8 protein-coding genes are annotated in these 13699 nt (G+C 63.9%); 2 read left to right on the forward strand and 6 right to left on the reverse strand.

Annotated features, from left to right (window positions below; all coding sequences use genetic code 11):
- Positions 1–55 precede the first annotated feature (55 nt).
- Complete coding sequence (locus tag LJY25_RS11450) at positions 56–3562, forward strand: hypothetical protein (protein ID WP_227608477.1); 3507 nt, start codon at positions 56–58, stop codon at positions 3560–3562.
- Positions 3563–3654: 92 nt separating this feature from the next.
- On the opposite strand, the gene LJY25_RS11455 is transcribed toward LJY25_RS11450, so the two are convergent.
- Complete coding sequence (locus LJY25_RS11455; RefSeq protein WP_227608478.1) at positions 3655–5736, reverse strand: beta-N-acetylhexosaminidase; 2082 nt, start codon at positions 5734–5736, stop codon at positions 3655–3657.
- Between the two features lie 141 nt (positions 5737–5877).
- On the opposite strand from LJY25_RS11455, the gene LJY25_RS11460 reads away from it, so the two are divergent.
- Entirely contained in the window at positions 5878–7674 is a 1797-nt protein-coding gene (locus LJY25_RS11460; RefSeq protein ID WP_227608479.1) for a hypothetical protein, read from the forward strand.
- Between the two features lie 246 nt (positions 7675–7920).
- Here the strand turns inward: LJY25_RS11460 and LJY25_RS11465 are convergent, their stop codons facing one another.
- The 5 genes from LJY25_RS11465 to LJY25_RS11485 form a co-directional block, all read right to left on the reverse strand.
- Entirely contained in the window at positions 7921–9279 is a 1359-nt protein-coding gene (locus LJY25_RS11465; RefSeq protein ID WP_227608620.1) for a DUF58 domain-containing protein, read from the reverse strand.
- 144 nt (positions 9280–9423) lie between these two features.
- Positions 9424–10470 (reverse strand): AAA family ATPase, encoded by a 1047-nt coding sequence (locus LJY25_RS11470; RefSeq protein ID WP_227608480.1) that lies wholly within the window; start codon positions 10468–10470, stop codon positions 9424–9426.
- A gap of 78 nt (positions 10471–10548) precedes the next feature.
- Entirely contained in the window at positions 10549–11805 is a 1257-nt protein-coding gene (locus LJY25_RS11475) for a DUF4350 domain-containing protein (protein ID WP_227608481.1), read from the reverse strand.
- Positions 11802–12566, reverse strand: coding sequence for a DUF4129 domain-containing protein (locus tag LJY25_RS11480; protein ID WP_227608482.1), 765 nt, complete (start codon positions 12564–12566; stop codon positions 11802–11804). Before LJY25_RS11480 ends, LJY25_RS11475 begins: the two co-directional genes overlap by 4 nt.
- 120 nt (positions 12567–12686) lie before the next feature.
- A complete protein-coding gene (locus LJY25_RS11485) occupies positions 12687–13685 on the reverse strand; it encodes a hypothetical protein (RefSeq protein WP_227608483.1) in 999 nt (332 codons plus the stop codon).
- Between the last annotated feature and the right edge of the window lie 14 nt (positions 13686–13699).

The raw sequence follows: 13699 nt of genomic DNA on the forward strand, positions 1-13699 counted from the left end.
TAATTTGCGTTGTGGTGCAAATGCCCGCGCCCGGCGCGTCACCTTGTCGTTTTCCATGATCAGCAGTCTTACGCCCCGCTTCCTGCGCGCCTGCCTGCTGCTGTTTTTCCTGCTGCCAGCCGCAGCCAGCCTGGCTCAACAGCTGAGCCCGGCTTCGTCGCGGCGCTGCCGCTGGGTGCGCGTGCCGGCGGCTGACACCACCGGTTTCCAGCTGGCCGATACGCTGACCGTGGTGCCGGGCTCGGTAACGGCCAACGGCCGCCCGGTGGTGTACCAGGAGCGCACCAACCGCTACCGCCTGCTGCCCGCCGACGCGCCGCGCCCCGACTCCGTGCTGATCTGTTACCGGGTGCTGCCGCTAAGCCTGACCCGGGCCCGGTACAAGCGCCCCCGCAGCCTGCTCGATACGCTCGGGTTTCTGCGCCGGCCGTTCACCTACGAGGACTTCAGCCAGAAAGAACAGATCCTGAACACGCCGGGCATCAGCAAAACCGGCAACCTCTCCCGGGGCGTTTCCTTCGGCAACACCCAGAACGTGTTCGTGAACTCGGCCCTGAACCTGCAGCTCGAAGGCAAGCTCACCGACAACCTGACTTTGACGGCCGCCATTACCGACCAGAACGTGCCGTTCCAGCCCGAGGGCAACACCCAGAACCTGCAGGAGTTCGACCGGATCTTTATCACCCTGACCCACCCGCGCTGGAACCTGACCGCGGGCGACGTGGTGGTGCGCAACAAGCCCGACTACTTTATGCGCTTCTACAAGAACGTGCAGGGCGCGGCCATCGAAACCAACCTGGGCCAGGGCACCCGCAAAAGCAGCACGATGGTAGCCGCGGGCGTGGCCAAGGGCAAGTTTGCCTCCATCGACGTGCTGCCGATTGAGAACGTGCAGGGGCCGTACCGCCTGCGCGGGCCCAACGGGGAGCAGTTCATCATTGTGCTGGCCAACTCCGAGCGGGTATACCTTGACGGCCGCCTGATGACCCGGGGCTTCGACTTCGACTACATCATCGACTACAACCAGGCGGAAATCACCTTTTCGCCCCGCCACCTCATCACCCGCAACTCCCGCATCAAGGTTGATTTCGAATATTCCGACTTCAACTACGCCCGCTCGCTCTACCATGCCAGCCATTACCAGCAGCTCGGCCGGCTGAGTTTGCGGGTCAACTACTTTCAGGAAACCGATAACCCCAACAACTCGCCCAACCTGATTTTGAGCGAGGCCGACAAGGAGCTCCTCACCCAGATCGGCGACAACGTGAACTTGGCCCAGACGCCCGGCGCCGAACTTGTCGACTACGACCGGCGGCAGGTGCAGTACAACCGGCAGACCATCCAGACGCCCGGTGGGCTGCCCCTCGACATCTACACCTACCCGCTCACCGACACGCTGCGGAACGTGTACAACGTGCGCTTCACCAACGTGGGGCCCAACCAAGGCGACTACCGGCTAAGCACGGCGTACCGCAACGCCAACGGCCGGGTGTACGAGTACGTGGCCCCAGTAAACGGCGTGCCCCAGGGCAGCTACCAGGCCGTGCGCCTGCTGCCGACGCCCCTGCAGAAGCAGCTCGTGACGGTGGGCACCAGCTATCAGATCGACTCGACGGCCAGCGTGTTTGTGGACCTGGCTTCCTCGGCGCTGGACGTAAACCGGTTTTCGCCCGAAAAGCAGCAGGGCCGGGCCTTCCGGGTGGGCTACGCCGTGCAGGACCGACCCATCAGCCTGCCCATCCTGCGCGACTACCGCCTGCGCAGCGCCCTCGACTACGAGTACACCAGCCACGACTTCGCGCCCATCGACCGGTACCGCGACATCGAGTTTGACCGCAACTGGAGCACGAGCAGCACCGTGACCGGCAACGGCAACCGCCGGGTGGCCCGCGAAGACAACATCCTGAACTTCGGGCTGGGAGCCGTCAAGGACGTCAACAACAACATCTCCTACCGCTTCAGCCGCCGCTACCGGGTCGGGGAAGTGGACGGGGTGCAGAACTGGATTGACGGAGCCCGGCAGATCGGACCGGTGGAACTGCGGGGCGGGCTTTTTCTGCTGGACTCCGACGCCGGCCGCTACCGTTCGACTTGGAGCCGGGGCGAGGTGACGGGCCGGTATGCCAAGGGCCCCGTCGTGCCGGGCTACGCGTATCGGTTCGACAAAAACCGGGTCGTGTCGCCCCAGGGCGACACGGTGACGTCGGTAAACTACTACGATGAGCACGCCGTGTTCGTGCAAAGCCAGGACAGCGCCCGCACCCAGTACCGCCTCGACTACGCCTACCGCCGCGACCAGGCCCCGCAGCAAAGCGAGCTGCAGGTGCGGGGCATTGCCCAGACCTGGCAGGGCAGCCTCTCGACCCGGCTGGGCCGCACCCAGGACCTGCACCTGCTGGCCACCTACCGCAACCTGGCCGTGCGCGACAGCGCCCGGGAGCGGACCGTGCTCAGCAAGCTCGACTGGAATGCCTCCTTCTTTAAAAACCAGCTGCGCTCCGAGCTCAGCTACAGCGTGGCCACCGGCCGGGAGCTCAAGCGCGACTACTCCTTTCTGCCTGTGCCCAACGGACAGGGCACTCACTACTACCTCGGCGACCTGAACAGCAACCAGCGCGAAGACAAGGAAGAGTTTTCCGAAGCCCCGGCCCCCGACGCCATTTACCGCACCCACATCAAGGTGTTTCTGCCCACCGACGAATACATTCTGGCCTTTACGAACCGCTTCAGCTACCGCCTCACGGCCAACGCCCCGGCCGCCTGGCGCGACCAGCCGGGCCTGCGGGCCCTGGCCGCGCGGTTTTCCAGCATCAGCTCCGTCGTGCTGGACCGGCGCACGACCGAAACTGACCTGGCGTCCCGGCTCAACCCGTTTGCCCTGCAGACCGAAGACCAGTTTCTGCTTTCCCTCAACAAGCTGCTGCGCACCACGCTGTACTTCAACCGTTCCAATCCGATTTTCGGGGCCGAGGCCAGCGTGCAGCAAACCCAGCAGAAAGTGCTGCTCACCCAGGGTACCGATGTGCGCAACCTCAGCAGCCAGCAGGTGCTGCTGCGCCGGACGCTGGCCCAGTCGTTTACGGGACGGGTTACGGCAACCCGCAGCATCCGCGAAAACACATCCGACTACCTCGATGCCCGCAACTTCCGGCTGCTGATCTACGAGTTGGCGCCGGAGGTCAGCTACCAGCCTTCCAACTCCCTGCGCTTTACGGGCACCTACCTGCGCACGGCCAAGCGCAACACCTTTGAGGGCGCCGACTTTAACATGCAGGGCATTTTCGACGAGCTGGGCATCGAAACCCGGGTCAGTCAGGTGGGCAAGCGCACGATTTCAGCTACTACGCGCTACGTGAAGGTGGGCTTTGCGGGCAACCAGGGTTCGTTGGTGGGTCTGGAGATTCTGAACGCGCTGCGGCCGGGCAGCAACTTCACCTGGAACCTGAACCTGGAGCAGCGCCTCAGCAACGGCCTGAACGTGACCGTGGCCTACGACGGCCGCAAACCCAACGGCCTGGCCCCGATTCATACGGGCCGGATGCAGGTGTCGGTGCTGTTTTAGAGTTTTTTAGTTGTTCGTTGTCAGTTGCCAGTTGTCAGTAAAAGGTGCGCTGACAACGAACAACTCACAACGGACAACTCACAACTATCAACTTACTTCCGCTCCACCAGCTTGCGGATGCTGCCCACCACGGCCAGCTCCGTCTGTCCGGCTGGGGCTTTGGCCAGGTCAAGCTGGCGGATAGCGGCGGCCTGCCAGGCGGCAGTGGGCGCCTGGCCTTTTTGCAGCATGGTCAGGCGCTCCAGGCCCAGGGCAGCTATGGTGCGCAGCTGCACCGAGAGCGGGGCGTACTCCCACAGCGACGAGCCGGCCAGCAGCAAAGGCTGCAGGCGCTGGTCGTTGGCCTGCCATTGCCGCAGCGTCGCCGACAGGCTGGTAATCTGCACCCGGGTGCCCGGCGTCAGCGTAGTTCCGGCGGTGGTCGAGTTCAGGCTTTTAAGGAGGGAGTCCACTTTTACCGCAAACTGCCGGGCCACCTCCGACTCGGCCGGCGCCGCGTCCACCAGGCGGTTCAGGGGAGTCTGGGTGGTGTACTTGAAGCCCTGGAAGTGGCGCTTGTATTCCTTGACGGGCTCCAGCACGCTGGCCAGGGTTTGCAGCGGCGCCACGTCTTTGCCGCCCGCCAGCTGGGTGAGAATCTGCTCCGGGGCGCGGCGGTGCTGCAGACCCAACAATTCCAGCTTATCGGAAACCAGCGCCAGGCGGCGGTACATATCCGGCACGTTGCGCACCGAGGCGGGCGACCAGAACCGCTCGGCCACGGCCGCCGCCCGGGGCCAGATGCGGCTGTCCAGAATCACGGAATCGGCAAACTCGGCCCACATGGCGGCCTCGCCGCCCAGAATGCGCTGCTGCTCGGCAGCCGTGAGGCCGGCATCGGTGGGCATTGGGTCGTTGAGGTAGTGGGAAGCGGCACCGTAGTTGAGGTCGAGGTAGTAGCCGTTGGACAGCAGCGCGGAGTGGCCGGCTTTTACGGCTTCAATCAGCCCCTTGCGACCCCGCCAGCTTTGAATCACGGCATCCTCCGGCAGGCCCGGCCCCAGGATTTCGTCCCAGCCGATCATCTTCTTGCCCCGGGCCGTGACCAGCGTCAGGATGCGGCGGTTGAAGTAGGTCTGCAGGGCGTGCTTGTCGAGCTGCCCGTTGGCTTTGAGGTAGCCCTTTTCCTTGGCAAAGGCCATGATGCGGGGGCTGCGCCGCCACTGCCGCCCGTCGTTTTCGTCGCCGCCGATGTGGAAGTAGGGGTCGGGAAACAGCGCCGTCATTTCTCCGAACAGCTTGTCGAGCAGGGCGTAGGTGGTTTCCTTGGTGGGGTCCATGGCGATGTTGAGCACGCCCCAGCGCAGCGGAATACCATAGGTGGAGTCGTTGGCGGCCAGCTCCGGGTAGGCGGCCAGCCAGCTGGTGGCGTGGCCGGGCACGTCTAACTCCGGCACCACCCGGATGCCCCGGGCGGCGGCGTAGGCCAGCACTTCGCGCACCTGGTCCTGGGTGTAGTACTGCCCACCGGAGCCGACTTCGTGCAGGCGGGGCAGCACCCGGCTTTCCACCCGGAAGCCCTGGTCGTCGGAGAGGTGCCAGTGCAGCACGTTCATTTTCACCGCGGCCATGCCGTCGAGGTTACGCTTGATGACCGGCAGCGGCATGAAGTGGCGGGCCGCGTCGATCAGCAAACCCCGCCACGCAAACCGGGGCTTGTCGGTAATGTCGACTTCGGGAAAGTAAAAGCCCTTTTTGTCAGAGGTCAGCAGCTGCTCCACGGTGGCCAGGCCGCGCAGTACGCCCAGGCTGGTAGCGGCCTGCAAACTCATGCCCATCGGCGTCACCCGCAGGTTGTACGACTCATCCTCGCCCAGCCGGACCTGGCCCGGGCGGCCGTAGCGAATGGTGAGGCCGGTTTTGGCTTGGTCGCCTTTTGTCTGCCGCGCCAGGCGGGAAGTGAGGCGGGAGGCCGCCGCGGCCACGGCCGGGTCGGTGGTGGTTTCGAGCTGCACCCCCAGGCCGGCTTTGGCCAGGTAGCGGCCGGCGCCCCAGCGCACCTCGGTAGGCACGGGCATGAGCTGGTGCTGGTTGGCAGGGGCAACGGGTGGGGCGGCGGGGCGGACCGGAATGGGAGCTGGCGGACCGTTCAGAAACCAGAAAAGGCTGGTCAGCAAAGCCAGGAAATGCGGCATAGGGGTGGGGGTAGGGCGGGAAAGATAGGTTGGCCGGGTACGCAAGCCAACGCGGGAAAGGCGTAAAAAAACGCAACTCCCCGGAAAAATTCGGAATTTGCCCGCTCCGCCGCCTTGTCCGGGCGGCCGGCTCTACCTGCTATGTCCTTCTTCTCTTCTCCTTCGCGGCTGGCCTGGCTGTTCTGCGCGCTTTTCGTCGTGCTGGTTTCCTTCTGGTACTACCCTAAATGGAAGCAGTCCCGGGCCGAAGCGTCCATCAGCTGGGATGCCTCGGGCTACTACATGTACCTGCCGGCCACCATCGTCTACCAGGATCTGAAGCAGGTAAAGTTTCTGCCGGAAATCACCCGCAAGTACGAGCCCTCGCCCATCTCCGACCAGATATTCAAGCACGAGAAGAGCGGCAACTACGTGATGAAGTATTCCTCGGGCCTGGCTTTGCAGGAGCTGCCGTTTTTCCTGGTGGCCCACGCCCTGGCCGAGCCCCTGGGCTTTCCGGCCGACGGCTTTTCGCCACCCTACCAGTTTGCCGTGCAACTGGCCTCGGTGCTGGTGTGCCTGCTGGGGCTCTGGCTGGCCCGTAAGGCCCTGGTACCGCGGTTTGGAGAATGGCCCACCGCCTTTGCTCTGGTGATTCTGGTGGTGGGCACCAACTACCTCGACTACGCCGCCATCAACGGGGCCATGACCCACAACTGGCTGTTTACCTGGTACACGGTGCTGCTGCTGCTGGTGCCGGCATTCTACCGGCGGCCTTCCGTCGGGCGGGCCCTGGGAGTCGGGGCCGTTATCGGCATCATGACCCTGACCCGCCCCACCGAGCTGATGGCGGTGCTGATTCCGCTGCTCTGGGGGCTGCAGCCCAGCATGGCGAGCGTGCGGGAGCGGCTGGGCTTCTGGCAGCAGCACTGGCTTAAGCTGGTGTCGGCGGCCGTAGTCGGAGCCTTGTTTATCAGCATCCAGCCATTGTACTGGCACTACGCCACCGGCGACTGGATTGTATACAGCTACCAGAACCAGGGCTTCAGCTGGCTGCGGCCCCACCTCTGGAACGGCATCTTCAGCTTCCAGAGCGGCTGGCTGACGTATTCCCCGCTTTCCGTGCTGCCGCTGCTGGGCTTGCTGGTGCTGCGCCGGCAGGAGCAGGAAGGGTTCTGGGCCATCCTGGTGTTTATGCTGATTGCCATCTACGTGGCCTACGCCTGGGACATCTGGTGGTACGGGGGGCGGGCCATGGTGCAGAGCTACGGCGTGATGGTGTGGCCCCTGGCCGCGCTGATGCGCTGGCTCGGCAGCCACCGCCGCTGGGCGGTAGCGGCGGCAGTTTTCGTGGGCCTGGGCTTTTACTTCAACCTCTGGCTGACGCACATGTCGCACCGGGGCGGGGGCTACTACGCCGGGGAGATGAGCCGGGCGTACCTGTGGCGCATCCTGGGTCGGTTCGACATTCCGAAGGACGCCGCGCTGCTGCTCGACAGCAACGCCGAGTACACCGGCACGCCGGAAGCCCAGGAGCTGCTTTTGACCAAGGACTTTGAAGGAGCCGACTCCGTGAACTGCGCCGGCCCGGCCCTGAACGGGCGCTGCTCCCTGGCCCTGGACGCCACGCATCAGAACAGCGAGGAATTCGTGGTGCCGATAAAAGAAGGGCAGTACGACTGGGTCCGGGCCTCCGTGCTGGCCCGCTGCGACCAGAAGGAGTGGGATGTGTGGAAGATGACTCAGTTCACCGTGCGCTTCCGGCAGGGAGATAAGGTGGTCAAGGAGCGGATGGTCCGGCTGCAGCGCGCCCTGGAAGACAACTGGCCCGCCACCCTGCACATCGACGTGCACGCTCCCCGCCAGGCCTACGACAACGTAACCGTGTCGCTCTGGAACGGCGGCGGTACCAAACGCATCCAGCTCGATGACCTGAAGCTGGAGGGAATCAGGGAGTAGTTGTTGGGGTCTTGGATGGTGTTTTTGGTATTCGGTGCTGGGAACCGTTGCTAGTTAGCTCCGGCCAGTGCTTCGTAAATGAACCACCAAGCAGGGTGCCTTTTGGGCGAATCTGTGCTGGTTCGCGCCAGTCTCATTCTCATCGAGGTGGACAGCAACCCTCCCGGCTCCCAAGCCTTTTCTCAGCCCCTGGCATCAATTGTCTGGCACCCAAAACCAACAACCAAGCCCATAAGCCCCCAAAGCCTAAATCAGCCCCCGCGACTTGAATTCGAGGTAGCGGTTGATAGTGTTGATGGTCAGGTCCTGGGGCGGGGTGAGCAGGGCGTGGATGCCGTAGCGCTGCAGCTCCAGCACGATCTGCCGCTTTTCCTGGGCGAATTTCTCAGCAATGGTCTGGTTATAGACGTCCTCGGTGGTTTCGGCCGGGGTGTCGAGGTAGTGGCGCAGCTCGGTGTTTTCAAAGAATACGACCAGCAGCAGGTGGTCCTTGGCGATGCGGCGGAAGTAAGGCAGCTGGCGCTGCAGGCCGTTGAGCGTCTCGAAGTTGGTGAACAAGATCAGCAGGCTGCGCTGCCGCACCTTGTGCTTGAGCGTGGTATAGAGCAGCTCGAAGTCGGTTTCCAGGTACTTGGTGCGCTGCTTATACAGCACTTCCAGCAGCTTCTGCATATGCCCGCTCCGGCGGTCGGCCGGCACGATGGAGCCCAGGCGGTCGGAGAAGGTAACCAGGCCAGCCTTGTCGTGCTTGAGGATGGCAATGTTGCTCACGACCAGCGTGGCGTTGATGGCGTAGTCGAGCAGGCTCAGGCCCGCGAACGGCATCCGCATCACCCGGCCCTTGTCGATCAGGCAGAATACCTGCTGGGCCCGCTCGTCCTGAAAGTGGTTGACCACCAGCGTATCACCGCCGGGCTGGGAGCGGCGGGCCGAAGCTTTCCAGTTGATGGTGCGCGGGTCGTCGCCGGCTACGTAGGGGCGGATCTGCTCAAACTCCATGCTGCGGCCCACCCGGCGGATGCGCTTCACGCCGGCTTCGGTGAGGCGGTTGCTGATGGCCAGCAGCTCGTACTGCCGCATCTGCAGAAACGAGGGGTATACCGGCACCATCTGATCCTGGTCGTAGCGGAAGCGGCGGCGCACCAGCCCCAGGAGCGAGGACGCCAGCACGTTTACCGCCCCAAAATGGTACTCGCCCCGCTTCAGCGGGCGTAGCTGGTAGCGGATAACGGCCGTCTCGGCCGGGGCCAGCCGGTGGCGGAACAGCACGTCGCGGCGCTGAAACTGATGGGGTATCTCGTCGATGGTCTGCACCCGCACCGGGAAGCGGAAATGGTTTTCCAGGTAGATGGCCACATCGTTGTCGGAGCCGTTGGCCAGCTTCTCGCCCAGGGTGCGGCGGGCAAACACGTGCCCGGCCCCGGTTTTGCCCGGCAGAAACAGCAGCAACGCGTCCACCACCGTCAGCAGCGTCAGCAGCACCAGTACGCCCTGAACCGGGCGCAGTAGCGCCGGCAGGAAAAACGCCGCCACAAACCCGGTCGTCACGGCCGCGAGAACCACGAAAAAGCGTTGGGTAAGGTAGAGGCTGCGCATCAGGCAAATTAAGTAGTCGTTCAAAAGTAAACGAGTTGTCAGTTGTCAGTTGTTAGTCAAAGGGTTAAACCAGAGCTGACAACGGACAACTGGCAACGGATAACTTAGTAGCGCGGCAGAGTTGTCCGTCGGGACGAGTGACTAGGGAGGAGCTTAGCGCGGCACCTCGATCTGCTGGATGATCTGGCGCACAATCTCGTCGGTGCTGACGCCTTCCATCTCCCGCTCCGGGGTAAGCAGAATGCGGTGGCGCAGCACGGCCGGGGCCAGAAACTGAATGTCTTCGGGCGTCACGAAGTCGCGGCCCCGCAGCGCGGCCAGGGCCTTGGCGCCGTTCAGCAACGCCAGGGAGGCCCGGGGCGAGGCGCCCAGGTACAGGCCCTTGTGGATGCGGGTCTGGCCCACGAGCCGGGCAATGTACTCGAGCAGCTTGGGCTCCACGTGCTGCCGGCGCACCTGGGCGCGCAGGGTCTTTATCTGGTCGGCGCTGAGCACCGGCTGCACTACGTCGAGGGCGGTGGAGCCAAAGCCGGCGTGGTGGCCCTGCAGAATGGCTATTTCCTCTTCAGGGGTGGGGTAGCCCACGTTCACCTTAAACAGAAACCGGTCGAGCTGGGCTTCGGGCAGGCGGTAGGTGCCTTCCTGCTCGATGGGGTTCTGGGTGGCCAGCACCAGAAACGGCTCCGGCATCGGATAGGTCACGCCGTCCTGGGTGATGTGGCGCTCCTCCATCACCTCAAACAAAGCCGACTGCGTTTTGGCCGGGGCCCGGTTTATTTCGTCGATGAGCACCACGCTGGCGAAGATGGGACCGGGGCGGAATTCAAACTCGGCTTTCTGGGGCCGGAACACCGAGGTGCCCAGCACGTCGGAGGGCATCAGGTCGGGGGTGAACTGCAGGCGGCTGAACGGAATGGACAGGGTGCGGGCCAGCAGCTTCGCGGTCAGCGTCTTGGCTACGCCCGGCACGCCTTCGATCAGCACGTGCCCGTCGGCCAGGATGGCGGTGAGCAGCAGCTCCACCAGGTTCTGCTGGCCCACAATGACCTTGCCCAGCTCGGTGCGCACGGCCTCGGTGGCCTGGCGCAGCTGCCCGAAGTCGGCCTGCGGGGCAAACTCCGGGGCCGGGGCGCCGGACGGTACGGAGGGTAATTCGGAAGAATCGGCAGGCAGTTCGGGCTGGATATTTTCGTTTTCCATAAGGGGAAGGTAGCAGGCTAAATCAGCGGGACCAGGTAAAACGGTCAAGTAAAAGGAAAGCCGGAGCGGCGAAGCGCATCAGCCGGCGTCGCGGCGGAACTGGCTGATGGCCCGGCTCAGCAAGAGCAGCTCGTGGTCGGAAACCTGGGGAGCGGTGCGGGTCAGGTTGATCATCCGCAGGAGTTGGTCGAGCCGCTCCCGGGGCACCCCGGCCTTCTGGGCTACCCGGTCGCGGAAGTTTTCATCGTTGAGGTCGGTGGTGGGCTCCTGAAACCGGGTGCGCAGGTACTCCAGAAACAGCAGAATCTTCTTTTCGGCAATCAGGGCGTGGTTGCTGCCCTGCTGGTAGAGCGAGGCCACCGTGCGGGTAAACTGCAGCGTGGTGTTGGGCAGGGGCGTAATAACGGGAATGATGCGCTGCCGCCGCCGGGCCTCTATCAGCACGAACAGGGCCGTACCCAACAGCGCCAGGTACAGGGCCGTGCGCAGAGCCTCGTGGCTGAGCAGCACCCGCAGCAGGGACTGCTGCCCCGCCCGGCCCTGCTTCTGGTACTCATCCCAATACACCTGGCGGCCCGTGGGCAGGTAGGAGAGGGCGCCAAAGGCAAAGTCGCCGGTGCGAGGGCGAAGCACGAACTCGTTGGCAAAGGCAATGGGCACCGAGCACAGGTAGAAAGAGCCTTTGCCGTGGGGCACGCGCAGCAGCACGGGGCGGTTGCGCTGGTCGGTAGCCAGCACGGTAGCGGCTTGCGTCAGGCTGTCGGCCACGAAATAGCTGCCGCTCAGGGTGGTGGGGTAGCGGAAGCGGCGGCCGGTCAGCAGGGCCGGGTTGGTGAAGCGCAGCGTCACCGAATCAGAGCGGACGGGCGCGACGCTCACGCTGTCGGTCAGCTCGTAGGCCACGTCCTCGTCGGTCCGGATGGCAAGCGTATCGGCCAGCTTGTAGTCGAAGGTTTCGGCCGCAATGAAGACGTCGTTGCCCCGGGCTGTGAAGTCGAGCAGGGCCTGGGCATCGAGCGAGTCGACCCGGAAGCTGCCGTCGATAAACAGGTAGCTGGCTTTCGGCCGGGGTGGAACGTCGTCGGCTGCGTCCTCACCCTCCGTCTCAACGACCACCACCTGGTTGAAGATAGGCTCCCGCACGCTTTCGACCGGGCCGCCGAGCAAACCGGGCAGCAGCTCGAACAGGGCGTAGGTGCCGTAGGGAATCTTGTCTTTGTTGATAAAAGTGGTGCTCCGGTTCACGGGCTTGGGCCGGGAATTTTCCACGTACACCAGGCCCGCAAACAGCAGCAGCAGCCCGAGCAGGTACCAGATCCGACGGTCTTTGATCATGCTACGCGGCGGGAAAGCTGGTGAATGAGTTCGTGCCGGCTCTGCCGGGCCAGCTCGTAGTGCGCCGGCGTCAGCGTAAGCTCCCCATACCAGGCAAACTCAAACTGCCGGGCCACCACGGCAAACGCCTGCCGGAGCGGGCCGGCGGGCAGCTCGGCCAGAAAGTGGGCGTTGGTTTTGTCGGGCTGCCACTGCAGCAAGCCCTGGTCGGTAAGCTGCTTGAGCGCGCCCAGGTAGCCCAGGCGCACGGCCAGGCGGTAGTCGCCCCGGGCTTCGGCCTCGGTGAGCAGGGTGGGAATGTCCAGCTCGTGAATATTCTCATGCTCGGCGGTATAGGCCAGGGGCAGCCGGCGCGGGGCCCGGCCAAACGCGGCGGTCAGGTCCAGGTCGAGCAGCTGCAGAATCACGAAGACCAGCAGCACCAGCAAGGCGGCGTAGAGCACGTAATTCCAGCCCTTGCTGCCGGCAGTGCCGGTCACCGGGCGCTGCATCCGGCTAAAAAACCGCTGCCAGAACCGTTGCCAGGCGCTGGTGGCCGGCTTGGCGGGCTCGGGCGCGTACTGCAGCTCCCGGTCGGAGCGCAGCGCAGCCAGCTGGCCCGCGGCGGGCCGGCGGATGGTCAGCGTCGTGGTATCGGCCCGCTGCGGCCCCGCCGCCCAGGCCGCCGGGCGGGTTGGCACGCCCAACAACAGCAACCCCAGCGCCAGAACCCGCAGCAGCGGGGCGGCCGAAGCCGGCAGCATAGCAAGGTGAAAAAGCAAGGCAGGCAGCGTAAGGGTGGAAAGGATGGTGGTTAGTTTGTAGTTGTCAGTTGCTGGTTGTCCGTTGTTCGTATCGTTCTGACAACTGACAACTGACAACTGACAACTAATAACTAAAACCTAATACTCGCCTTCGTGCTCGTCGGGGCGGTACCGGTCCTCGGGCTGGGGACCGACAGCCGGGCTGCGCTGCCCGATCTGCCCGACCAGGGCAAACAGGCCCTCTCCGTCGCGGCGCTCCACCAGGTTGAAGTACTGAAAGGCCAGCGTCAGAAACAGCAGCGGGTAAAGCATCAGCATGACCGTGGTGCCCAGCGCGTTTGAGGCTACCAGCAGCAAGCTGTTGGTTGGGGCCTCACCGGTCTTCAGCATGTTCGTGATATTCATAAAGTACTGCGGAATCATGGCGAAGAAGGACAGGAAGCCGATGATGATGCTCATCACCAGCAACAGGCCGAACGTAGACCACCACTTGCCCCAGATCAGGTAAAACGAGCGGCGAAGCGCCGCCACAAAGCCCTGCTGCTCCCGCATCCAGATGATGAAAAACAAGCTCAGCGTCACCATCAGGTAAGGAAACACGACGTATTCCGCCAGCATTATCAAAACAAAGATACCCGGGTATTCCCGGGCCGGGTACAGCGGCAGCAGCACCAGAACCAGCAGGGCCACCATCCCGATCGTAACCCCGATTCCGCTTAGCAGGCGGCTTTTCACCAGGTTCCATACTTCCACCACGGTCACTTCCTCTTCAGCGGGCTTGTCCATGCGCAGCAGCAGGTAGCCGTACACGGTCAGCGACATGACGGTTCCGGTCAGGATGCTCAGCAGGATCACCAGCAGGTAGGTGGGGCTGCTCATAAAGCGCAGCATCGGCTCCATCACCGAGTCCCCGGCGCGGGTGGCCTGCTGCAAATCCTGCATGTAGCTCTTCATGCCCATCTGCGTCAGGCCGTTGGCAATGCCCGTCAGCAAAACCACGGGCAGCACGATGTAAAGCAGGCACTTGCCGAAGGGGCGGTAGTGGGCCCGGATGAAGTCGAAGGTGGCTTCAATCTTCTGCCCGAACTCCCGCTCCCGCATGAAGTCAGAGGTCTTGTTAAAGGGTAGGCGTGGCATGCGAAAAAAGTAGG

The organism is Hymenobacter translucens (genome assembly GCF_020685205.1).
Taxonomy (GTDB): Bacteria; Bacteroidota; Bacteroidia; order Cytophagales; family Hymenobacteraceae; genus Hymenobacter; species Hymenobacter translucens.

Coding starts and splice junctions, on each gene's coding strand:
- LJY25_RS11470 (WP_227608480.1), bottom strand. CDS start 10,470: ATGGAAAACGAAAATATCCAGCCCGAACTGCCTGCCGATTCTTCCGAA.
- LJY25_RS11460 (WP_227608479.1), top strand. CDS start 5,878: ATGTCCTTCTTCTCTTCTCCTTCGCGGCTGGCCTGGCTGTTCTGCGCG.
- LJY25_RS11450 (WP_227608477.1), top strand. CDS start 56: ATGATCAGCAGTCTTACGCCCCGCTTCCTGCGCGCCTGCCTGCTGCTG.
- LJY25_RS11485 (WP_227608483.1), bottom strand. CDS start 13,685: ATGCCACGCCTACCCTTTAACAAGACCTCTGACTTCATGCGGGAGCGG.
- LJY25_RS11475 (WP_227608481.1), bottom strand. CDS start 11,805: ATGATCAAAGACCGTCGGATCTGGTACCTGCTCGGGCTGCTGCTGCTG.
- LJY25_RS11455 (WP_227608478.1), bottom strand. CDS start 5,736: ATGCCGCATTTCCTGGCTTTGCTGACCAGCCTTTTCTGGTTTCTGAAC.